Genomic DNA, 22,630 nt, shown 5'->3' with positions numbered 1-22,630 from the left:
TGGCAGGTAGAGTTAGCGGGGTGAACTCTAGCCAGAAGCCAAAGAAGTTGAAGCCATTCTCCGCGCCCAAGGGCGTGCCGGATTACGTCCCGCCGGTCTCCCGCGAATTCGAGGCGGTGCGAAACTCATTCCAGCACCGCGCACGACTTGCGGGCTATGAGCACATTGAGCTGCCAATTTTCGAGGACACCGGGCTTTTTGCACGTGGCGTAGGTGAATCGACGGACGTCGTCACCAAGGAGATGTACACGTTCGCCGACCGCGGCGGCCGCTCCGTCACCCTGCGCCCGGAGGGTACCGCGGGCGTGATGCGCGCGGTCATTGAGCACAATTTGGATCGCGGTCAGTTGCCGGTCAAGCTTTCCTACGCGGGGCCATTCTTCCGCTATGAACGCCCGCAGGCAGGCCGTTACCGTCAGTTGCAGCAGGTGGGCGTAGAGGCAATCGGCGTCGATGATCCTGCGCTGGACGCTGAAGTCATCGCGCTTGCCGACGCATGCTTCCGCGGTATCGGACTCGAAGGCTTCCGCCTTGAACTGACAAGCCTTGGCGACAACACCTGCCGCCCTGAATATCGCGCTAAGCTGCAGGAGTTCTTGTTTGACCTGCCTCTGGATGAGGAAACGCGCCACCGTGCAAACATCAACCCGCTGCGCGTCCTCGACGATAAGCGACCGGAAATGCAGGAAATGCTTGCCGACGCGCCGCTGATGCTGGACCACCTTTCTGACAGCGCTCGCGGTCACTTTGAAGCTGTGACTGGACTGTTGGATGACATGAAGGTGCCCTATGTCATCAATCCTCGAATGGTGCGCGGACTGGACTACTACACCAAGACGTGCTTCGAGTTTGTTCACGACGGCCTTGGTGCTCAGTCGGGTATCGGCGGCGGTGGTCGCTACGACGGGCTGATGGCGCAGCTAGGCGGCCAAGAGCTGTCTGGAATTGGCTTTGGTTTGGGTGTGGATCGCGCGCTGCTCGCACTGGAAGCAGAGGGCAAGCATGCCAGCGATGGTCGACGCGTCGATGTGTATGGTGTTGCGCTCGGTGAAGAAGCCGCTCACGCTATGGCGGTGCAGATCAATAAGCTGCGCCAAGCGGGTATCCGCGCAGATATGTCCTACGGCGGCCGCGGTCTGAAGGGCGCGATGAAGGGTGCCGATCGCGCTGGAGCCCGATTTGCGTTGGTCCTCGGCGAGTCTGAATTGGCCGCGGGCGAGGTTCAGCTGAAGAACCTTGAGTCCCACGAGCAGCACGCAGTCGCCCTAGATGCACTGGTTCAGGAGTTGCAGTCGCGCATCTAGGAAACGCGCATTTGTTGAGTGCGGAGTCTAGCTGTAGACGCCGCGCTCGAGAGTGTCGCACTGAGACATCTTTCCTGACTTGTAGCCGGTGAGGAATGCCTTCGTACGCTGCTCGGCCGAGCCGTGGGTCCAGGAGTCCGGTTGAACACCACCGCCGGAATGCTGCTGGATGGTGTCATCGCCAATGGCCTTCGTAGTTTTGAGGGCATCGGCAACTTGCTCGTCGGAAAGCGGTTCGAGGATTGCGTCCGGCCCCTTGTCCGCGTAATGAGCCCAGATACCCGCGTAGCAGTCGGCCTGCAGCTCGATCTTTACAGCGTCGGAATCGGGGCCCGGTTCGTTGTAGTTACTGCGGCCGAGTGTGCCCTCCAACCTTTGGATATGGTGGGCGAATTCGTGGGCCACGACGTATTCCTGTGCGAGCGGTCCGTTGCCTCCGCCCATGCGCTCCAGGGTGCTAAAGAACTCCGTGTCGAAGTAGGCCGTTTGATCGGCGGGGCAGTAGAACGGGCCGGTGGACGAGGACGCTGCGCCGCAGCCCGACTGAGTGGAGCCTTCAAAGAGGACTAAGCCTGGGTTCGTGTACTCGATGCCGGCCTGTGCGGGGAGTTGTTCTTCCCAGACTCGGTCGACCGAAATACCGGTGAATTCCATCCGGCAATCGATGCGGCTGTTGGCATCTTCGCCGGTCTTGCAGGGATCCTCGCCAGGGGACTGCTGTGCAGTCTGCGAGGACTGGTTGTTCTGGGCACCTGTCAGCTGTCCCAATTGTCCCGGGTCGCCGCCGAGAAGTAAGTACAGGCCGATGAGGACAAGGCCGCCGATACCGCCACCGCCTACGGCGATAGCGCGGCCACCACCCGAGCGTCGCTCGGCACGAGCCGAGCTCTTTTGGAAGTCATTCCGGAAGGTCATAGGAGTAAGACTATTGCATAAGGTGCGGAAAACGGGCCATTGAATAGCGCTGCGTCATAGTATCCGCATGTAAATCAACGTCAGGATCTACGGAGAACTTTGTCTAAGTGAGTACATGAAGCCCGAGGTAGGCCCAAGGCGATGACCGGTAATAAGCAAAATAGCCGGGGTCTTCTTCTCACCTTTCTGGCTTCAAGGTAGACTACACGGACGAAACCGCTATCCACAGCGTTAATCCCTATAGCACCAATTTTGGAAGGACCAATTCGCAGTGCTTCGTACGCATCTTGCCGGAGACCTCCGCGCTGACCTCGCCGGCAGCACAGTAACCCTGACCGGTTGGGTAGGACGCCGCCGTGACCATGGTGGCGTGATCTTCATCGACATGCGTGACCGCTCCGGTTACGCCCAGGTTGTGTTCCGCAACAGCGAAGTTGCTGAGCGTGCACACCACCTGCGCAGCGAATACTGCATTCAGGTCACCGGTGTCGTTGAGAAGCGCCCGGAGGGCTCCGAAAACCCGAACCTGGCATCGGGTGAAATTGAGGTCAATGTTACGGAGCTGACCATCCTCAACGAGTCGGCGGCATTGCCGTTCCAGCTCGAGGATGTTGGAACTTCTGGCACTGTCGGCGAGGAAGCCCGCCTGAAGTACCGCTACCTAGACCTACGCCGTGAAGGCCCGGCCAAGATTATGCGTCTCCGTGCGGCTGTCAACCGCGCAGCCCGTAAGGTGCTGGACAGCCACGACTTCACCGAAATCGAGACCCCGACGTTGACTCGCTCTACGCCGGAAGGTGCTCGTGACTTCGTGGTGCCGGCTCGTTTGAAGCCGGGCACTTTCTACGCACTGCCGCAGTCCCCTCAGTTGTTCAAGCAGCTGCTTATGGTCGCTGGCATGGAGCGCTACTACCAGATCGCCCGCTGCTACCGAGATGAGGACTTCCGCGCTGACCGCCAGCCGGAGTTCACTCAGCTCGACGTTGAGATGAGCTTCGCCGAGCAGGACGATGTCATTGCGCTGGCAGAAGAGATTCTGGTTGCTATCTTCGCCGAGGCCGGTGTCACTGTTCAGACCCCGATTCCACGCATGACCTTCAAGGAGGCCATGGAGAAGTACGGTTCTGACAAGCCGGACCTGCGCTTCGACATTCCGCTGGTGGAGTGCACCGAGTTCTTCAAGGACACCACTTTCCGTGTCTTCCAGAACGATTACGTCGGTGCAGTTGTTATGGACGGTGGCGCATCGCAGCCTCGTCGTCAGCTCGACGCTTGGCAGGATTGGGCCCGCCAGCGCGGCGCAAAGGGCTTGGCCTACATCCTTGTTGGGGAGGACGGCACTCTGGGCGGCCCGGTTGCCAAGAACATTACTGACGCAGAGCGTGAAGGCATCGCGGCGCACGTAGGCGCGAAGCCGGGTGACTGCATCTTCTTCGCTGCAGGTGACGCTAAGAGCTCCCGTGCACTGCTGGGTGCTGCTCGTGGAGAGATTGCCAAGAAGCTCGGCCTTATCAAGGAAGGCGACTGGGCATTCACCTGGGTCGTCGACGCACCGTTGTTCGAGCCGGCTGCCGACGCTACCGCTTCCGGTGACGTTGCCCTGGGCCACTCGCAGTGGACTGCTGTGCACCACGCCTTCACCTCGCCGAAGCCAGAGCACATGGATACCTTCGACAAGGATCCTGGCAACGCACTGGCTTACGCCTACGACATCGTCTGCAACGGTAACGAAATTGGTGGCGGCTCCATTCGTATTCACCGCCCAGATGTCCAGAAGCGCGTCTTCGATGTTATGGGCATCGGCGAGGAAGAGGCACAGGAGCAGTTCGGCTTCCTGCTGGATGCCTTCCAGTACGGCGCTCCGCCGCACGGTGGTATCGCATTCGGTTGGGACCGTATCGTTTCCCTGCTGGCCGGCGTTGACTCCATTCGCGAAGTTATCGCCTTCCCGAAGTCCGGTGGCGGCGTTGATCCGTTGACTGACGCCCCGACTCCGATTACCGCTCAGCAGCGCAAGGAGACCGGTATCGACTTCAAGCCGAAGCCAAAGCAGAAGGCAGACGGCGTTAAGGCAGCAGCCGACGCAGGCGACAGCAAGTAAACAAAGAAATCACATTGCGAGGAATGTGATCTGCCACTCCAGCGTGAACAGCGCGAGTGGCGCCAATTCCTCCTAACCAAGGCGGTACTGGCCACAACGCAACATCCGTATCGCCTGACTGAAACTGGCTCATTGAAAGGGCATTCAATGGAGTACTCGGACGACGCTGCAGCAGAAGTTGACAGCGTAGTTAAAGATGCAGAGACACTGCTTTCCGCACGATTCGGCGGCACTCCAGTGTTGTCGGATCCAGAAGTACTTACAGGTCAGTCAAACGCTCTTGTTGTCCGCGTACGGGTCGCCACAAATCCCTTTATGCAGGAACGCACGGTCGTCGTAAAGCAAATTCCTACGACGACTGAAGGCGTCGATCCCGCCGTTTTACGGGAAGTCGTGGCGTACCAGTTCATCAATACACTGCCTGACGACGTCCGCCCGGGGCCTCAGCTTCTTGCTTACGATGTTTCAAAGCAGCTATTGGTTCTCAGCGACGTCGGTGTCGTGGACACTCTTGCGGACGTACTCTTTCGTGGCGATGAAGAGCGACGATTGCGCGCATTCCGCAGCCTCGGCGCTTCGCTGGGTCGGATGCATATTCACACGCATACTCGTGAAGAGGGATTTGAGACCCTGCGTCGTCGTATGTGGGTGAAGAACAAGGTCGATCGCGAGGCTCTCGAGGCGCGTGACCACGGCATTGTGTCGGGGATTCGCTTTGGTATGCGAGCTGTCGAGGGGTCCGGCATTCCTGTTCCCGACGCTGTGCGCTCTTTCGGTGAGGATGCTGCTCGTCGAATTGAGAAGGGCACGCATAGGGCGTTTACTCCGTTTGACCTCGCCCCGGACAACATTCTGCTGGCGGATAAGGTCCAGTTCCTCGACTATGAGTGGGCTGGTTACCGCGATGTCATCTTCGACGTGGCCAGCGTCGTCGCAGGCTTCCCGCTGCACGTTTTCGTGGAGCGTCCATCGGAGGCAGAGGTCGACGTGTTTGTCCGTGCCTGGATGGAAGAGATTCGTGACCATTGGTATCGCGGCACGAGCGACCGCCGTTTGATGGCGTTCATCGCTGCGGCGTTGCTCGGTTGGTTTTTCATCTCCGCAACGGTTTCCTTCTTCGGTTCTCCAAAACAAGCGCTGTGGGTGGGGCATGAAGGACGCACGGACCTGAAGCCGGAAGTTGGCGGCTCAGCACTGGAGCGGCGCGACATGGCTAACACGGCTCGCGCGATTGCACAGTTCGCCCATAAGTGTGAGGACGATCGTGCCGACGAGCTGGAACAGTTCGCGCATGCAGTCATCGATTTCTTAGAGCAAGAGGAAGGCTAGGGCACACGTGGCGGATCCGAATAAGCTGCCGTCAGGCGGTGCAAACGGCTCCGCCGATGACGCTCCAGGGCTTTTCGACGAGCCTTCGGTCGCCGGACCTACAGCGGCCAAGAGCCAAGGTCGGAGTGCGGGGCCAGCAAGCACTGGCCTGAACTCCGATGCGAGCGCCTATTTTCACCCAGGTGCACACGCGCCGTTGGCGGTTCGGATGCGACCGCGAAACCTCGATGAAGTCGTTGGTCAAGACCACCTGTTAGCCCCCGGAGCACCGTTGCGCCGTCTGGTCGAAGGTGGCGGCGACACCTCCGTTATTTTGTTTGGCCCTCCCGGAACTGGCAAGACCACTCTCGCCAGTTTGATTTCCGCGGCGACTGGACGACACTTTGAAGCGCTTTCCGCGCTTAATGCCGGGGTAAAGGAAGTGCGTGCGGTTATCGACACTGCTCGTCGCACGCTCGTTAACCAGGGCATTCAAACGGTGCTCTTCATCGACGAGGTGCACCGTTTTTCCAAGACCCAGCAGGATGCCCTGTTGGGTGCCGTGGAAAACCGGATTGTCCTTCTCGTCGCGGCAACGACGGAAAACCCATCCTTCTCAGTGGTGTCCCCGCTGCTCAGTCGGTCACTGCTGTTGCAGTTGCAGTCACTGGACGACGAAGCCGTCGGCACGCTCATTGATCGAGCACTTACCGATGAGCGCGGCCTGAATGGTCGCGTCAGTATGACAGACGATGCACGTAAACAGCTCATTGCGCTGGCAGCTGGTGATGCTCGTCGTTCCCTCACGTACCTCGAGGCAGCCGCAGAAGCCGTCGCCGATGGTGAGCAGATTACCGCTGAGTCGCTTGCCAATTCGATCAACAGAGCCGTGGTTCGCTATGACCGCGACGGCGACCAGCATTACGACGTCACCAGCGCGTTTATTAAGTCCGTTCGCGGATCTGATGTCGATGCTGCCCTGCATTACCTGGCGCGGATGATTGAGGGTGGGGAAGACCCTCGGTTTATTGCCCGCCGAATCGTTATTCTGGCCAGCGAAGACATCGGTATGGCCGACCCGACAGCTCTGCAAACCGCCGTCGCCGCGGCGCAGGCAGTTGCCTTGATAGGGATGCCGGAAGCCCGGCTGACGCTGGCGCAGGCCACGATTCACTTGGCAACAGCACCGAAGTCGAATTCGGTCATAAGCGCAATCGACGGGGCATTGAAGGATGTTCGTTCCGGGAAGACCGGACCGGTGCCACCACATTTGCGGGACGGACATTACAGCGGGGCTAAGGACCTTGGTCACGCGGTGGACTATATCTACCCGCACAATGACCCCATGGGTGTCGTCGCCCAACAGTATCCACCAGATCAGTTGGTGGGCACTGATTATTTCGTCCCATCCAATCACGGTCGTGAAAACGGCATGGCTGAATACCTCGGACGCATTCGCCGAATTATCCGGGGGAGCCGCCGGAAATCGAAGTAGGCGAGATCGGTCGGAATCTACGGGGTGCCGGTGGGGTGGTTTTAAAGTTGCTCGAACCGAGCGGGTAGACTGCTAGTTTTGTATTAAACATCTCGGACGCTCGACGTGAAACGAGGAAGTAGAACACCGTGCAGACTCATGAAATTCGAAATCGCTTCATCCAGCATTTCGTAAAGGCGGGACACACCGAGGTCCCCAGTGCCTCCCTGGTTTTGGATGACCCGAACCTGCTGTTCGTTAATGCCGGCATGGTGCCGTTCAAGCCCTACTTCCTCGGCAATGAGACTCCGGACTTCTCCACCGCGACCTCAATTCAGAAGTGCGTGCGCACACTGGACATTGAAGAGGTGGGTATCACCACCCGCCACAACACCTTCTTCCAGATGGCGGGTAACTTCTCCTTCGGAAATTACTTCAAGGAAGGTGCCATCACTCATGCATGGAGCCTTCTGACTGGTGCTGTTGAGGACGGCGGCTTTGGCATCCCGGCTGAGAAGCTGTGGGTGACGGTTTTCCTCGATGACGATGAGGCCCATGACATCTGGCACGAGAAGGTTGGTGTGCCGGAAGAGCGCATTCAGCGCCGAGGCATGGCGGACAACTACTGGTCCATGGGTGTGCCTGGCCCGTGTGGCCCGTGTTCAGAGATTTTCTACGACCGCGGCCCGGAGTACGGTGCTGACGGTGGCCCAGAGGCGGACGAGGATCGCTACATCGAGATTTGGAACCTCGTCTTCATGGAAAACGAGCGTGGCGAAGGAACAGGCAAGGACTCTTTCGAGATTCTTGGCCCACTGCCGAAGAAGAACATCGATACCGGTATGGGCATCGAGCGCGTTGCTTTCCTGCTACAGGGTGTCGACAACGTCTACGAAACCGATCTGCTGCGTCCGGTTATCGACGAAGCTGAGCGGCTCACCGGTTCGAAGTACAGCTCCAACCACCAGGACAACATCCGTTTCCGCGTCATCGCCGACCACAGCCGCACCGGCTTGATGCTGATGCTCGACGGTGTCACCCCCTCGAACTCCGATCGTGGCTATATCCTGCGTCGCCTGCTGCGCCGCATCATCCGCTCTGCGCGTCTGCTCGGCGCTAACGGTCCAGTGCTGGAGAAGCTGATTGGTATTGCGGCCGAGACCATGACCCCGTCGTACCCAGAGATCGCGGAGAACTGGAACCGTATTCGCCGCGTCGCCGTCGCCGAGGAAAAGACCTTCACCAAGACTCTGTCCGCCGGTGAGGAGCTGTTCGAACGTGCTGCCACCAAGGCCAAGGCAGAGGGTAAAACCGTTCTATCCGGTCACGACGCCTTCACCCTGCATGACACCCACGGCTTCCCAATCGACCTGACCATCGAGATGGCCGAAGAGGCCGGCCTGACCATCGACCGCGAGGAATTCGATCGCGAGATGGCTGAGCAGCGTGCGCGCGCAAAGGCCGACAGCCAGGCAAAGAAGCAGTCTCACACCGACCTGCATGTCTACCGCGAGTTCATCGATGAACACCCGACGTCCTTCACTGGTTACGATCGGCTTGCCGACGAATCCACGATTCTTGGCATCATTGCCGATGGCCAGAAGCAGTCGTTTGCCGCAGAGGGCGATGAGATTGAGGTTATCCTCGATCGCACTCCGCTCTACGCCGAGGCCGGCGGTCAGCTGGCTGACCGTGGTCGTATCGTGACTGATTCCGGCGCTGTGGTCCACATCAACGATGTTCAAAAGGTGGGCAAGAAGCTGTGGCTGCACAAAGGCATTGTCACCGCTGGTGAATTCACTCCGGGTGTCTCCGCTGAAGCTTTGGTCGACGAGCAGTGGCGTCACGGTGCTCGTCAGGCGCACACTGCAACTCACTTGATTCACGGTGCTCTGCGTCAGGTACTGGGGGATACTGCAACTCAGGCTGGTTCCATGAATAAGCCGGGCTACCTCCGTTTCGACTTCAAGTACGGTGAGCAGCTCACACCGGAACAGCTCCGTGAGATTGAGCAGATCACCAATGAGGCTGTCGACAACGACTGGGCTGTCAATACTGCCGAGATGCCTTTGGAAGAGGCCAAGGCAGCTGGTGCCATGGCATTGTTCAACGAGAACTACGGCGACATCGTCCGCGTTGTCGAGGTCGGTGGCCCGTTCTCAATTGAGCTGTGTGGCGGTACCCACGTTTCGCATTCTTCGCAGATTGGTCCGGTAGCTGTGCTGGGCGAGTCCTCGGTCGGATCGGGCGTGCGCCGTATTGAGGCTTACTCGGGTATGGATTCCTTCCGCTACCTGTCCACCGAGCGTCTCCTGGCTGAACGACTGGCCACTGAATTCAAGGCTCCTTCTGCTGAGCTGCCAGACCGCATTGCAGCACTGGCTGAAAAGCTCAAGGCTGCAGAGAAGCAGCTCGCTGATTTCAAGGCCGGACAGCTGCTGGCCAATGCCGCGTCTCACCTGGAGTCCGCTCGCACCATCGGCGATGTCACCTACCTCGGCCTTAAGCTTCCCGACGGTACGGAGATGAAGGACATCCGTTCGCTGGCTAATGACTTGGCGAAGCGCCTTGCGGATCGCCCAAGCGTCATTGCGTTGATTTCCAACGCTGGCGGCAAGGTTCCGTTTGTGGCCTCGGTTTCGGATGAAGCCGTCAATCGCGGTATTAAGGCCGGCGATTTGGTGAAGCTGATGGGCGCTGAGGTCGGCGGCAAGGGCGGCGGTAAACCGGCAATGGCACAGGGCTCCGGCTCTGATGCTTCCGGAATCGACGCAGCATTGGCCGCGGTTGAGGCCGAACTGTCCAAGTAGCCAATTAACGGCTGTGCTATCGGAAGAGCAGTAAACAATGGCTAAGCCCCGTATTGATACCCCCGGTCAGGATGATCCCGGTCGGGGTCGACGGCTCGGAATCGACGTCGGCGATGTCCGCGTTGGCGTCGCGGTCTCTGACCCCGACTGTATCCTGGCGACCCCGGTTGAAACAGTCACTCGAGCAACGGGGCGAAAAGATCCTGACGGGCCGGATATTGACCGGCTCGTGGAACTTGCCACTGAACTTGAGGTCGTCGAGATTGTTCTCGGCATGCCCCTCATGCTCGACGGCTCGTTCGGGACTTCTGCGCGGAAAGCTACTGACGTTGGATTCCGGCTGCAGCGCCGACTCGGTGACCGAGTCGTAGTGCATTACGCCGACGAGCGGATGACGACGGTAATGGCCCAATCACGGCTGCACGCAGCAGGTATTGATGTTAAGTCCGGGCGGAAGATTATTGACCAGGTTGCGGCAGTAGAAATTCTGCAGTCCTGGTTGGACAGACGGGCAAAAGCTTTGGACGGAAATACCGACTAAGGGGGCACACAAAAGTTACCGAAAGGTGACAATTCACCCACCTTTGCGCAATTATTAAGTGTGTAATACCTAAGCACGTTTGTCGCGTGCATAGGATTTGAAAAGTTGAAGTGGCGATTCACACCTACAATGCAACCTAGTGCTACGACTTCGTCGTAAAGCTATGTCGCACCAGTCGTTATCAGTCGCGTGTCGTACCCGAACGGGAAGACTCCTTGCTGATACCGATGGGAGAGTGAGCTGCATTCGAGGAGATTATTGATGAGTAAAGACGCGCAGACTGCGCGCCGCACTGATAGCGGCGGTGCCGACCGGGACCGCGCTGGTGCTCGCAGCGGTGGGACAAAGTCTCGAGTTCGTCACCGCCAAACGGCAGTGGCAATCAATGTGACTTCTGTCCTGTTATGCGTGTTGGTCCTCGGAGTGATTGGCCTCGTCTGGAACCGTGGCGGCATTGTTGACGATTACGATGGCAAAGCTGAGGGTCCATTGACGATTGTTGAGGTCAGTGAAGGCACGTCACTTACTGATTTGTCCAACCAGTTGGTGGAAAGCGGCGTCGTCAAGTCTTCCCGTGCGTTCATCCAGGCCGCGAATGAGAACTCTCATTCAAGTGAATTGCAGCCTGGTTTCTACCGACTCCATCAGCGGATGAAGGCCGACGAGACCGTCGAGGCTCTTCTGGATGTCGAAAATCAGGTCGGTACCGTTGACATTCCGACTGGCGCCCGTTTCGCCGATACCCGCATTGTGTCCTCATCGGATGTACGTAAGGGAATTTTCTCGCTTATTTCTGAGGCCACTTGTGTTGAAGACAATGACTGCGTATCCAAGGCCGATCTCGAACGTGCTGCTGGCGAGGCCGATTTGGCCGCGCTGGGTGTTCCAGAATGGGCACGGGACGCGGTAGCTGCGCGTGGCAACGACCCTCGTCGTCTTGAGGGACTCATTACGCCGGGTATTCATCACCTTGACCCGCAGCAGACGCCCGAACAGATGCTTGCAAAATTGGTCAAGGAATCGGTGAAGAATTATGAGGACACGGGTCTCATGGCTTCAGCGGACATGGTTGGTCTTACTCCATACGAGCTGATTACCGCAGCTTCTTTGATCCAGATGGAGGCGCCAGATGGCGACTTCGATAAGGTCGCTCGCGTTATTCTCAACCGTCTCGACGAACCGATGCAGCTGCAGTTCGACTCGACAGTCAACTACGACCTGCCAGATCAGGAAATCGCAACCACGGATGAGGACCGCGCGCGAAAGACCGCGTGGAACACCTACGCCAAGGAGGGGCTGCCGGAAACCCCCATTGCTTCGCCCTCCATCGAGGCGATTCGTGCCATGGAAAATCCGGCTGACGGCACCTGGCTGTACTTTGTCACGGTGGACAAGGAAGGAAATACTGTCTTTAGCACGACCTTCGAAGAGCACGAGGCCGCTATCGACGAGTCACGCAACAATGGCGTGCTGGATTCCAACCGCTAAGAGGTAGAACTCCTATGCCTATAACTCATCGCGCAGCCGTGCTGGGAGATCCGATTGATCACTCGTACTCGCCGGCTATTCACAACGCCGGTTACCGCGCTGCGGGAATGAATGACTGGCACTATGACCGCATCCGATGCAACGCCGAAGAGCTTGCCGACGTCGTTGGTGGCGCAGACCCCAGTTTCCAGGGGTTTTCCGTCACGATGCCCGGCAAGTTTGCCGCGCTGGACTTCGCCGATGAAGTCAGTGAGCGCGCGAGGCTCATTGGTTCAGCGAACACTCTGGTCCGTCGCGATTCGGATTGGTTTGCCGACAACACCGATGGCGACGGCGTACTGGGAGCACTGCGCGAGATAGACTGCACGAACGCACCACGTGGCCGCGCCGTTGTTGTTGGTGCCGGTGGCACAGCACGGCCGGCACTTTGGGCGCTGTCGCAGCTGGGGGTCAATCATGTGACCGTGGTAGCGCGCTCCGAGCGCGCATATGACATTGAACCATTAGCTGCCGCGCTGGGGATGGAATTTGTTTGGGTGACTTTTGATGTTCCAAACCTGGCAGATATTGCTGGTAATGCCGACGTGCTGGTCTCTACGGTGCCGTCAGCCGCAATTGAGTCGGTTGCTGGCTACCTCGCTCGAGCACCGAAGATTCTCGACGTCATTTACAATCCCTGGCCAACCCCACTTGTGAAAGCAGCGGAACGCGGAGGGACACAGGCGGTCGGTGGATTGTCCATGTTGCTACATCAAGCGGTGGGACAGTTTGAGCAGTTTACTGGACGCACTCCCGATGTCGAGGCGATGCGTGCAGCGCTGCCGAACTAGCTCACAACCGTTACAATCCCAAAGTTATGGGGTGGGGAATAACTGAGATAGGGCTGTCTCCGATTGGACAGCACAGGATTGCCCCGGTCTACCTTGACCGGGTTTTCTATTTCCTAGTCGTGATGCTTGTACTCGGCTGGGGCGGTATTGGCTGCTGGTTGGATGTGACTCGGCGAAGACTACCGAACTGGTGGTTAGTGCTAGGGGCAGTGGGTCTGATAGCAACCACTGGAATGGTGCTCCAGCAAAAGAGCACCTTGGCTGACAATCTCGCCAGTGCAGTCGCAGCCATAGGAACAGGAATAGGCCTCTGGTTTGGCCTCTATGTAGCAGTCTTCATCTTCAACCCACGCTCTATGGGGGCTGGAGATGTGAAGCTCGCAGCAATTCTCGGGGGCGGTGTCGGTCTGGTATCGGGCGAGCCAGTGGCGACAGCAATTTGGATTGCAGTGGCAATTCTGTTGGCTGCCGGACTCACTCTCCTCATGGCAGGAGTCACCGCGGGAAAGCGGGGCTGGGGTGACCGTCGTAAAGCAAAAACAGCGCCTGTACCGGCGAGCGTGCCTCATGGGCCTGCGATGCTTGCAGCAACCGCCATTGTGTGGGGGATAAGCGGAGGGTACCTACAAGTCCCCTGAAGCGGTAGACCAGGGGCGATGAAATGGGGCATATTTGAAACTTGTATGCCCCCAAATGCACAAGAAGTACGGCAAACGTGACATTATGATACCTATGCTTCGTTGGACTACCGCGGGTGAATCTCACGGCAAAGCGCTTATCGCTCTCGTAGAAGGCGCGCCAGCCGGACTTCCCCTGACTACAGATGACGTATCACGCCACCTCGCACGCCGCCGCCTCGGCTATGGTCGCGGGGCGCGAATGAAGTTTGAGGCTGATGAGGTCACCCTGCTGACTGGCATTCGACATGGTGAGACGCTGGGATCGCCGATTGGCATTATGGTCGGCAACTCCGAATGGCCCAAGTGGACTGAGGTCATGAGCCCGGATCCAGTTGACCCAGTTGTTTTGGATACAGCTCGTGGCGCCACCTTAACCCGCCCGCGCCCGGGGCATGCCGATTTCAACGGCATGCTGAAGTACAACCACACCGATGCTCGAAACATCCTGGAGCGTTCATCGGCTCGCGAGACTGCAGCACGTGTGGCGGCATCGGTTGTGGCACGCTTAATTCTGCGTGAGACTCTCGGTGTGGAAGTTGTCAGCCACGTTATTTCCATCGGTCGTTCGGAGCCCTACGAGGGGCCACTGCCGACCTTCGCTGATCAGGACAAGATTGACGAGTCGCCAGTGCGTGCATTCTCCGCAGCTGCGGAGGAGTCGATGATTGACGAAATCAAGGCCGCCAAGAAGCAGGGCGACACCCTCGGTGGCATCGTCGAGGTCGTTGTCCACGGTCTGCCGGTGGGTCTGGGATCGCACATTTCCGGTGATGCCCGTCTGGATTCGCAGCTTGCGGCTGCCTTGATGGGAATTCAGTCCGTCAAGGGCGTGGAGATCGGCGACGGTTTTGAGGAAGCCCGTCGCCGTGGCACCGAGGCTCACGATGAAATGGTGCGTACCGACGACGGCGTGGATCGGGAAACTAACCGCGCCGGTGGCCTGGAGGGTGGCATGACTAATGCTCAACCTCTCGTTGTGCGTGCTGCGATGAAACCAATTTCGACCGTTCCGCGTGCGCTGAAGACCGTCGATATGGCCAGCGGCGATGCAGCTACCGCAATCCACCAGCGCTCTGATGTCTGCGCGGTCCCGGCCGGCGGTGTTGTCGCAGAGGCAATGGTCGCGCTGGTACTGGCGCGTGCAGTGATGGAAAAGTTCGGCGGCGATAGCCTGGAGGAAACCAAGCGTAACGTTGAGGGCTACTTGGAGCAGACTCGACGTCGCCTTGATTGGAAATAGCGCCACAGTCGCGCACACGAAGAAGGGTAAAACGAGGGGAATGTCCGTTCCTACTATTGTCCTTGTCGGACCGCCCGGATCGGGAAAGTCCACCATCGGTCGTCGACTGTCTCGTGCATTGAGCACAAGACTCACCGATACCGATGAGATGATTGAACAGCGCATGGGCAAGACTTGTGGGGAAGTCTTTTCCGAGCTGGGAGAGCCGGAATTCCGCCGTATCGAGGAACAAATCGTGGCGGAGGCTCTGACCCACGACGGAATCGTCTCACTTGGCGGTGGTGCCGTGATTTCGCAGGCGACCCGTGACCTGCTGGCAGACCATAACGTCGTCTACCTCGAGATCAGCATTGCAGAGGGGGTCCGTCGTACAGCGGGTAACAATTCGCGCCCGGTGCTCCAGGCGGATGCCCCTGAGGCTCATTACCGCGCGCTCTATGAGGCTCGCCGAGCTTTTTACGAAGATGCAGCCACTTTCAAGGTGCGTTCCGACGAACGTTCCCCGCAGCGCGTTGTGGCCGAGATCCTCAGCTACCTCGATGAAACCTGCGACGAGGCTTAACTGGCGACTCTTAAAAGGCGGCAGCTAATCACTGCCGTATAACCAGCAACTCCATACATTTCTTACGCTAACGACTAGGGACTGACAATGAACTCAACCCGCACAATCCGTGTTGAAGGCCCATCCCCGTACACGGTGACCATGGGGCATGGACTCACCGAGCAGATTGCGGAGGCCGCTACCTTTGCCTCCCAGGTTGCGGTAATTCACCAGGGGAGCGTTCAAGAGCTGAGCTTCGGCGTCATCAAGGCACTGGCGGACAAGGGAGTCGACGCTTTCAGCATCCAGATTCCGGATGCGGAGGAGGGCAAGACGCTCGCAGTTGCTGAAACAGTTTGGGACACTTTTGGTGAACGCGGTCTGGGCCGGCGTGACGCGGTAATCGCGATTGGCGGCGGTGCAGCCACAGACTTCGGTGGATTCGTCGCCGCCGCGTGGATGCGTGGAGTGAAGGTTATCCAGGTCCCGACGACGCTGCTCGGCATGGTCGACGCGGCTGTCGGCGGTAAGACCGGTATCAACACTGCAGCCGGCAAGAACCTGGTCGGCGCTTTCCACGAGCCTGCCGCGGTGTTTTGTGACCTTGACGTCCTGCGCACCTTGCCGAAGGCCGAGCTGATTGCGGGCTCGGCAGAGATTATCAAGGCTGGATTTATCGCGGACACGAAGATTCTCGATCTTTACGAGGCAAACCCGCAGGCCTGCCTCGATGTTGACGGTGACCTGCCAGAACTGGTCGAGCGCGCGATTGCTGTCAAGGCACGCGTTGTCGTTGAGGATCTGAAGGAATCTGGCCTCCGTGAGATCCTGAACTATGGCCACACTTTCGGTCATGCCGTTGAGCACTTTGAAAACTACCGCTGGCGCCATGGCCACGCCGTAGCTGTAGGCATGGTTTATGTTGCTGAGCTGGCCAAGATCACCGGACATATTGATCAGGAACTCGTAGACCGCCACCGTCGCATCCTAGAGTGCATTGGGCTGCCAACGACCTACCAGGCAGGTCGTTTTACCGAGCTCTACGATGCTATGACCAGGGATAAGAAGAACCGCGATGGTGCGATCCGATTCGTTATTCTGGACAACCCCGGTGAAACAGCCCGTCTTGAAGGCCCGGGAATGGATGACCTCGAGCGTGCATACGAACTGCTCTGCAACAATGGGCACGCCGCATCGGAGGAGTCAGCCCGCTCATGACCTCTCTTCGCGCAGCAACTGATGCCACAACGGCGATTCCGACCGTGCTTGTTCTGAACGGCCCGAACCTCGATCGTCTAGGCAAGCGTCAGCCAGAAATTTACGGTGCCACTACTTTGGCCGATGTCGAATCTGAACTTCGCACCCTAGCCAAGGAGCTTGGCGTCGTAGTGGATTGCCGCCAATCCAACTATGAAGGTCAACTCATCGAGTGGGTTCACGAAGCTGCCGACTACGGTTGGCCAGTCATTATCAATCCAGGGGGGTTGACACACACCTCCGTCGCCCTACGTGACGCGCTTGCCGAAATTGCCGACGGCGCGGGCTTCCACGAGGTCCATATTTCAAACATTCACGCCCGGGAGGAGTTTCGGCACCACTCGTACCTGTCGGCGCTTGCCGCGGGCGTTATCGTCGGATGCGGAACTGATGGGTATTCCATGGCACTGAGAAGGGTGAGTACGAAACTATGACAGATATCTCCACGAACTACGCCGCCCGCCGAGCCGCTCTTATCGACGCATTGTCCGACAACGACTGCGACGGTTTCCTCACAGTCGATCCGACGCATGTTGGTTGGCTTACAGGTTTCCACGGCTCGAATGCTGGTTTGATTGTTGCGGCCAGTGGGGAAGCGCTGCTTTCCACCGACGGCCGCTATACGGTTCAGGCTGGCAAACAGGCACCGGACGTGGAGTTACTCACCGCCCGCAACACCGGCGTGGCACTCGTCGGTCAATGCCGAAAGCTGGATATCTCGCGTCTTGGTGTTGAATCTGAGTTCCTCACTATGGCCGCTTATCAAGAGCTAGAGGATGCCCGGCCACAGGCACTCGAGCTGGTATCGACTACGGGCGTCGTCTCTAAACTGCGGGAGGTCAAGTCCGATACAGAACTCGTCGCTCTGCGCCACGTCGCTGACATCGCGGTCCGCGCATTCGAGGACTTGCTTCACGACGGCATCGTGGTCGCCGGCCGCACGGAGCGCGAAGTCGCCGCAGAGTTGGAGTACCGCATGCGCATGCATGGCGCCGATCGGCCTAGCTTCGACACGATTGTCGCGAGCGGCCCGAATTCCGCCAAGCCACACCACGGAGCGGAAGATCGCGTAATCGAGGCAGGTGACCTGGTCACTATTGACTTTGGCGCCTTTGCCGGGGGCTACAACTCAGATATGACACGTACCCTCTTTGCCGGTGAGGCGGGAACGTCGTCAAGCGAAAGCGATTCGAACAATACGTCGTCAGATTTGGACGGCGCGATTGTTGCCGGGGTGGAGTTCGCAGACGAGAAGGCCCGAGAGATTTACAATGTCGTGCTGGAAGCCCAGCTGGCTGGCGTAAAAGCGGCCGTGCCAGGGGCTGATGTTGTGGCTGTAGACGCAGCATGCCGGGACATTATTGAAAAGGCTGGTTATGGGGAGCACTTCGTTCATTCCACCGGCCACGGAATCGGTATTGAGGTGCATGAGGCTCCATTTGCTGGTCGCACCGGCAAGGGGAAGTTGGCAGCTGGCATGACGTTGACCATCGAGCCTGGTATTTATGTGCCGGGGTTCGGCGGTGTGCGCATCGAAGATACGTTGATTATCACCGACACCGAGCCGGAAATTATTACGCAGCTGTCGAAACCGCGAGCCTAACATCACGGCGTTTTATTTTTCTCTCGATGAGATACGGAGTATCGTGGTTTCGTCAGAGAGCTTTTTAACAATTTCAGGAGAGTTTAGTTGGCTACCACCGCAGATTTTAAAAACGGTCTAGTTATCAAGCACGACAACAAGCTTCAGCAGATCGTGGAGTTCCAGCACGTCAAGCCAGGTAAGGGTCCGGCATTCGTCCGCACCAAGCTGAAGGACGTTCTGACCGGCAAGGTTGTTGACAAGACTTTCAACGCTGGCGTCAAGATTGAGACTGCTACCGTCGACCGTCGCGACATGACGTACCTGTACCACGACGGTGAAGGATACGTCTTCATGGACGACAAGACCTACGACCAGATTTCCATCCTGGACGCTCAGATGCCGGAGGGTGCTAAGTTCCTGCTTCCGGAAACCACCTGCCAGGTGTCCTTCCATGAGGGCAACGTTCTTTTCGCTGAAATGCCTGTTTCGGTTGAACTGAAGGTTGAGCAGACCGACCCGGGTCTGCAGGGCGACCGCTCCACCGGTGGCACCAAGCCGGCAACTTTGGAGACTGGCGCTGAGATTCAGGTGCCGCTGTTCATCGAAACCGGCGACGTACTGAAGGTCGACACCCGTGACGGCTCCTACCTGTCCCGCGTCAACCACTAATTCCCTCATCTAGTTCACCCTTTTGTTGAGAGCGATACATACACATCCATGACTGAAAAGGATCACAAGTCCGTCGAGACCCCGGATGCGCAGGAGTCCGCGAAAGTTCGCGAACCTAACTACAAGCGCCACGGCGCGCGCTACCGTGCGCGCCGTCGTGCGGTAGATCTGCTATTTGAGGCCGAGCAGCGAGGCGTCGACGTCGTCAAGCTTCTTGAAGAGCGGCTGGAAATGGTCCGTAATCCAGATCTGGATGTGAATCCAATTGCGGAGTACACCGAGCAGATCGTGCGCGGTGTAGCTGCGGAAATTATCGGTATCGACTCGACGATTTCCTCGTACCTGACGGAGGAGTGGCCGCTGCGTCGCCTACCGGCAGTCGACCGTGCTATCTTGCGTCTTTCCACCTGGGAGCTGTTCTACAACTCCGACGTGCCTCCGCGTGTGGCCGTGGTGGAAGGCGTTGAGCTGGCATCGGAATACTCCACTGATGTGGCGGCACCGTACATCAACGCAGTTCTCGATGCCGAGGCCAAGATTGCCGACCAGGCACGCCTGGCAGCAGCAGCTGTTAGCACTTCGGTGGGCGAGTCCCAGTTCGACGAGGCTATTCAGGCACAGGCTGCTGCAAATGAGGAAGCTGACAAGGCACTGGCTGACTCCGATGAGATGGCTAAGATTACCGGCCTGGACATGAGCGATATTGCCAAGCTGGTGGCTGAAGACGTGGCTAAGAGCGAGAACGGGTCCTAGCCAATCAAAGCGGCCGGGCTCACTGCGAGCCGATCACAGTCGGTTCTCGCGGATTGTCTGAAACTCCAAGTCCCTTTTTTGGGGGCTTGGAGTTTTGTTGCATTTAGAGGCAATTTAAGTGTGAGTGCTATTCTGGTCAGCGGAAGTTTGCACCGCGCCCGTAGTTGCGAGTCATGCAAACTGATAATTAAATATCCACAATCAAGACATCCTTTAACGGACCGCACTGAGAGGCGGGGAAGGAGGTCACGATGAGCGAAGGAACGCCGCAAACAACCGAGCTGCTCAATGCAGACGAAGTTGCACGTACCATCGCGCGCATCGCGCACCAAATTATTGAAAAAACTGCGCTGGATAGCCCAAATGCTGGGCGCGTAGTTCTCCTCGGCATTCCATCTGGTGGCGTACCGCTGGCGGAGAAGCTAGCCGATTTGATTGAACAGTTCTCCGGCATTCGCCCGGAAACTGGATCGCTTGATATCACCCTGTACAGGGATGACTTGCGCAAGGGCCCGCACCGCGCCCTGCAGCCCACGAACATTCCAAACTCCGGAATCGACGGCACCACCGTTGTTCTCGTAGACGATGTCCTCTTCTCAGGTCGCACGATTCGCGCCGCACTCGACGCTATTGCTGACATCGGTCGCCCGCGAGTAATTCAGCTTGCAGTGCTGGTTGATCGTGGTCATCGTCAACTACCAATTCGCGCCGATTACGTCGGTAAGAATCTGCCAACTTCCCGCGACGAAGACGTCGATGTGCTGGTAGAGGCACTTGACGGCCGTGACGCGGTTATTCTCACCCGGGCGGAGGAACAGTGAAACACCTGATTAGCATTGCGGATTTGACCAAGGATGAAATTGTCGGCCTGATGGATGAGGCCGATCGTTTCAAGGAGGTCATCCGCGGTCGGGAAATTAAGAAGCTGCCGACCCTGCGCGGCCGCACTATTTACAACCTCTTTTACGAGAACTCCACGCGTACCCGCTCTTCTTTTGAGACTGCGGGTAAGTGGATGAGCGCCGATGTTATTAATATCTCGGCTTCCTCTTCCTCTGTGAAGAAAGGCGAAAGTCTGAAAGACACCGCGCTGACTTTGGATGCTATCGGCGGCGATGCCATCGTCGTTAGGCACCCATCGTCGGGCGCGGCACAGCTGATCGCCAAGTGGACTGAGGAATTTGGCAACGGCCCATCGATCATCAACGCGGGTGACGGAAAGCACCAGCACCCGACGCAGGCTCTCCTGGACGCAGTGACGTTGCGTCAGCGCCTCGGTGGAATTGAGGGGCGCAAGGTCGTCATCGTTGGCGATATTTTGCATTCTCGCGTCGCTCGCTCTAACGCCGATCTGCTGAGCAAGCTCGGCGCCGAGGTCGTGTTCGTCGCGCCACCGACGCTGCTGCCGTTTGGCATCGAGACCTGGCCGGTGCGTGTTGCCTACCGCATGGAAGACGAGATCCGCGATGCTGATGCCGTGATGATGCTCCGCGTTCAGCAGGAGCGCATGAACGGAGGCTTCTTCCCATCCCATCGCGAATACGCCACTCGCTACGGGCTGTCGAAGGCTCGCGAGAAGATGCTTCGCGACGACTGCATCGTGATGCACCCAGGTCCGATGCTTCGTGGCATGGAAATTAACGACGCCGTCGCTGATCTGCCGCGCACCGCCGTGCTGCAGCAGGTAGCCAACGGTGTCCACGTCCGCATGGCAGTTCTTTTCACACTGCTGACCTCAGGTGTTTCCGCCAACTTGGAAGGGCAGGCATAAATGTCGAATCGCAATGAGTATGACGAAGCCTCGTACCCCGAGGTAGGACCATTGGCAGCACCCGCACGGGGACAGCTGCTGCTGAAGGGTGTGCGTCCCTACGGTGAAGGCGAAGACGTCGACGTCTTGATTGAAGATGGCGTCATCGCTGAGATTGGCGAAAACCTCACGGTTGAGGACGGGGTAGAGGTCCTGGAGTTCGACTCCCTCGTTCTCTTGCCAGGCCTGGTTGACATCCATGTGCACCTGCGGGAGCCGGGCCGTGAAGATACGGAAACCCTGGCCACTGGTTCCGCTGCCGCAGCACGCGGTGGTTTCACCGCAGTGTTCACTATGGCCAATACCGCGCCGGTAACCGATGACCCCTCGATTGCTGAGTCGGTGTGGCTCAAGGGCCAGGCGCTGAACCTCTGCGACGTTCACCCGGTCGGATCCATTACTAAGGGGCTGAAGGGCGAGACGCTGACTGAGTTCGGCATGATGGCAGACTCGCAGGCGAAGGTACGCATGTTCTCCGATGACGGTAAGTGCGTTGACAATCCGCTGATTATGCGCCGCGCGATTGAATACGCCCGCGGCGAAGACGTATTGCTGGCGCAGCACTGCGAAGATCCGCGTCTGACCGCAGATGCATCGGCTCACGAAGGTCCGACCGCCGCACGACTCGGCCTGACCGGGTGGCCGCGCGTAGCTGAGGAGTCCATCGTGGCCCGAGATGCCATTATGGCTCGCGACTACGGCGGACGCATGCACATCTGCCACGCTTCCACCGAAGGCACGGTTGAGCTGGTCAAGTGGGCAAAGGAGCATGATATTCCGCTGACCGCCGAGGTTACCCCGCATCACCTGATTCTCACCGATGAGAAGTTGGAGACCTACGACGGCGTCTACCGCGTCAATCCGCCGCTGCGTGAGCAGCGCGACACCCTGGCTCTGCGTCAGGCTCTGATTGACGGGATCATTGACTGTGTCGCTACCGACCACGCTCCGCACGGCTCTGAAGAAAAGTGCTGCGAGTTCGAGCACGCTAAGCCCGGCATGCTTGGTCTGGAGACCTCGATGCCAATCATCGCCGAAGAGTTCGTTTTGAAGGGCGATTGTGATTGGCGCTGGCTGGCCAAGGTCATGAGTGAGCGTCCCGCTCAAATCGTGAAGCTACCGGGGCACGGCCGTCCGATTGCTGTCGGTGAGCCTGCCAACCTGACCGTTGTTGACCCGGGCAAAAAGTGGACGGTCCGCGGCGAAGACCTGGCGTCGAAGTCTGAGAACACTCCATATGAGGAAATGGAGATGCCCGTGTCCGTGGCAGCTACCGTGCTGCGCGGTAAGGTGACCGCTCTTAACGGAGAGGTCGCTGGATAAT

General features: G+C 58.3%; 19 protein-coding genes and 1 pseudogene. 19 read left to right on the top strand and 1 reads right to left on the bottom strand.

Going from position 1 to position 22,630, the window contains the following annotated elements; translation table 11 throughout:
• Nucleotides 1–20: 20 nt before the first annotated feature.
• Nucleotides 21–1,304, top strand: a complete 1,284-nt coding sequence (gene hisS, locus HMPREF2562_RS03175) for a histidine--tRNA ligase (RefSeq protein ID WP_070549606.1) — start codon at nucleotides 21–23, stop codon at nucleotides 1,302–1,304.
• Nucleotides 1,305–1,331: 27 nt separating this feature from the next.
• Here the strand turns inward: hisS and HMPREF2562_RS03170 are convergent, their stop codons facing one another.
• Nucleotides 1,332–2,219, bottom strand: coding sequence for a KPN_02809 family neutral zinc metallopeptidase (locus HMPREF2562_RS03170; RefSeq protein ID WP_016422692.1), 888 nt, complete (start codon nucleotides 2,217–2,219; stop codon nucleotides 1,332–1,334).
• A gap of 271 nt (nucleotides 2,220–2,490) precedes the next feature.
• On the opposite strand from HMPREF2562_RS03170, the gene aspS reads away from it, so the two are divergent.
• The 18 genes and pseudogenes from aspS (at nucleotide 2,491) to HMPREF2562_RS03080 (ending at nucleotide 22,629) form a co-directional block, all read left to right on the top strand.
• Nucleotides 2,491–4,320 carry an aspartate--tRNA ligase gene (gene aspS / locus HMPREF2562_RS03165; protein ID WP_016422693.1) on the top strand — a complete coding sequence of 610 codons (1,830 nt, stop codon included), beginning with the start codon at nucleotides 2,491–2,493 and terminating at the stop codon, nucleotides 4,318–4,320.
• A gap of 147 nt (nucleotides 4,321–4,467) precedes the next feature.
• On the top strand, nucleotides 4,468–5,649 hold the full coding sequence (locus HMPREF2562_RS03160) for a phosphotransferase family protein (protein WP_016422694.1): 1,182 nt from the start codon (nucleotides 4,468–4,470) through the stop codon (nucleotides 5,647–5,649).
• A 148-nt stretch (nucleotides 5,650–5,797) separates the two neighbouring features.
• The gene (locus HMPREF2562_RS03155; protein ID WP_224433708.1) at nucleotides 5,798–7,123 is read left to right on the top strand and encodes a replication-associated recombination protein A; all 1,326 of its coding nucleotides are present in this window, start codon (nucleotides 5,798–5,800) and stop codon (nucleotides 7,121–7,123) included.
• A 128-nt stretch (nucleotides 7,124–7,251) separates the two neighbouring features.
• The gene (alaS, locus tag HMPREF2562_RS03150) at nucleotides 7,252–9,912 is read left to right on the top strand and encodes an alanine--tRNA ligase (protein WP_016422696.1); all 2,661 of its coding nucleotides are present in this window, start codon (nucleotides 7,252–7,254) and stop codon (nucleotides 9,910–9,912) included.
• A 37-nt stretch (nucleotides 9,913–9,949) separates the two neighbouring features.
• Nucleotides 9,950–10,453 carry a Holliday junction resolvase RuvX gene (ruvX, locus tag HMPREF2562_RS03145; protein WP_016422697.1) on the top strand — a complete coding sequence of 168 codons (504 nt, stop codon included), beginning with the start codon at nucleotides 9,950–9,952 and terminating at the stop codon, nucleotides 10,451–10,453.
• 261 nt (nucleotides 10,454–10,714) lie between these two features.
• Entirely contained in the window at nucleotides 10,715–11,941 is a 1,227-nt protein-coding gene (gene mltG, locus HMPREF2562_RS03140; RefSeq protein WP_048731838.1) for an endolytic transglycosylase MltG, read from the top strand.
• A gap of 14 nt (nucleotides 11,942–11,955) precedes the next feature.
• Complete coding sequence (locus HMPREF2562_RS03135; RefSeq protein WP_016422699.1) at nucleotides 11,956–12,771, top strand: shikimate dehydrogenase; 816 nt, start codon at nucleotides 11,956–11,958, stop codon at nucleotides 12,769–12,771.
• A 26-nt stretch (nucleotides 12,772–12,797) separates the two neighbouring features.
• The gene (locus tag HMPREF2562_RS11160; RefSeq protein WP_016422700.1) at nucleotides 12,798–13,409 is read left to right on the top strand and encodes a prepilin peptidase; all 612 of its coding nucleotides are present in this window, start codon (nucleotides 12,798–12,800) and stop codon (nucleotides 13,407–13,409) included.
• Between the two features lie 94 nt (nucleotides 13,410–13,503).
• Nucleotides 13,504–14,691: a chorismate synthase gene (gene aroC / locus HMPREF2562_RS03125; RefSeq protein WP_187269731.1), complete on the top strand. Its 1,188-nt coding sequence runs from the start codon at nucleotides 13,504–13,506 to the stop codon at nucleotides 14,689–14,691.
• A gap of 40 nt (nucleotides 14,692–14,731) precedes the next feature.
• Nucleotides 14,732–15,253 (top strand): shikimate kinase, encoded by a 522-nt coding sequence (locus HMPREF2562_RS03120; RefSeq protein ID WP_016422702.1) that lies wholly within the window; start codon nucleotides 14,732–14,734, stop codon nucleotides 15,251–15,253.
• A gap of 87 nt (nucleotides 15,254–15,340) precedes the next feature.
• On the top strand, nucleotides 15,341–16,450 hold the full coding sequence (aroB, locus tag HMPREF2562_RS03115; RefSeq protein ID WP_016422703.1) for a 3-dehydroquinate synthase: 1,110 nt from the start codon (nucleotides 15,341–15,343) through the stop codon (nucleotides 16,448–16,450).
• Entirely contained in the window at nucleotides 16,447–16,923 is a 477-nt protein-coding gene (aroQ, locus tag HMPREF2562_RS03110; RefSeq protein ID WP_016422704.1) for a type II 3-dehydroquinate dehydratase, read from the top strand. Before aroB ends, aroQ begins: the two co-directional genes overlap by 4 nt.
• Nucleotides 16,920–18,092 (top strand): M24 family metallopeptidase, encoded by a 1,173-nt coding sequence (locus HMPREF2562_RS03105; protein WP_070438375.1) that lies wholly within the window; start codon nucleotides 16,920–16,922, stop codon nucleotides 18,090–18,092. Before aroQ ends, HMPREF2562_RS03105 begins: the two co-directional genes overlap by 4 nt.
• An 87-nt stretch (nucleotides 18,093–18,179) precedes the next feature.
• Nucleotides 18,180–18,743, top strand: coding sequence for an elongation factor P (efp, locus tag HMPREF2562_RS03100; protein WP_016422706.1), 564 nt, complete (start codon nucleotides 18,180–18,182; stop codon nucleotides 18,741–18,743).
• A 48-nt stretch (nucleotides 18,744–18,791) separates the two neighbouring features.
• A pseudogene (nusB, locus tag HMPREF2562_RS03095) lies at nucleotides 18,792–19,313 on the top strand (transcription antitermination factor NusB); the annotation flags it as partial.
• Nucleotides 19,314–19,747: 434 nt separating this feature from the next.
• Nucleotides 19,748–20,317, top strand: a complete 570-nt coding sequence (gene pyrR / locus HMPREF2562_RS03090; protein ID WP_016422708.1) for a bifunctional pyr operon transcriptional regulator/uracil phosphoribosyltransferase PyrR — start codon at nucleotides 19,748–19,750, stop codon at nucleotides 20,315–20,317.
• Nucleotides 20,314–21,267, top strand: a complete 954-nt coding sequence (locus HMPREF2562_RS03085; protein WP_016422709.1) for an aspartate carbamoyltransferase catalytic subunit — start codon at nucleotides 20,314–20,316, stop codon at nucleotides 21,265–21,267. The genes pyrR and HMPREF2562_RS03085 overlap by 4 nt, the downstream gene beginning before the upstream one ends.
• Nucleotides 21,268–22,629, top strand: a complete 1,362-nt coding sequence (locus tag HMPREF2562_RS03080; RefSeq protein ID WP_070549605.1) for a dihydroorotase — start codon at nucleotides 21,268–21,270, stop codon at nucleotides 22,627–22,629.
• The last annotated feature ends 1 nt before the right edge of the window (nucleotide 22,630 follow it).

Origin of the sequence: Corynebacterium sp. HMSC077G07 (assembly GCF_001809225.1) — a bacterium.
In the GTDB taxonomy this organism is placed as follows: domain Bacteria; phylum Actinomycetota; class Actinomycetes; order Mycobacteriales; family Mycobacteriaceae; genus Corynebacterium; species Corynebacterium jeikeium_D.
This window is presented reverse-complemented; position numbering and strand designations above follow the sequence as displayed.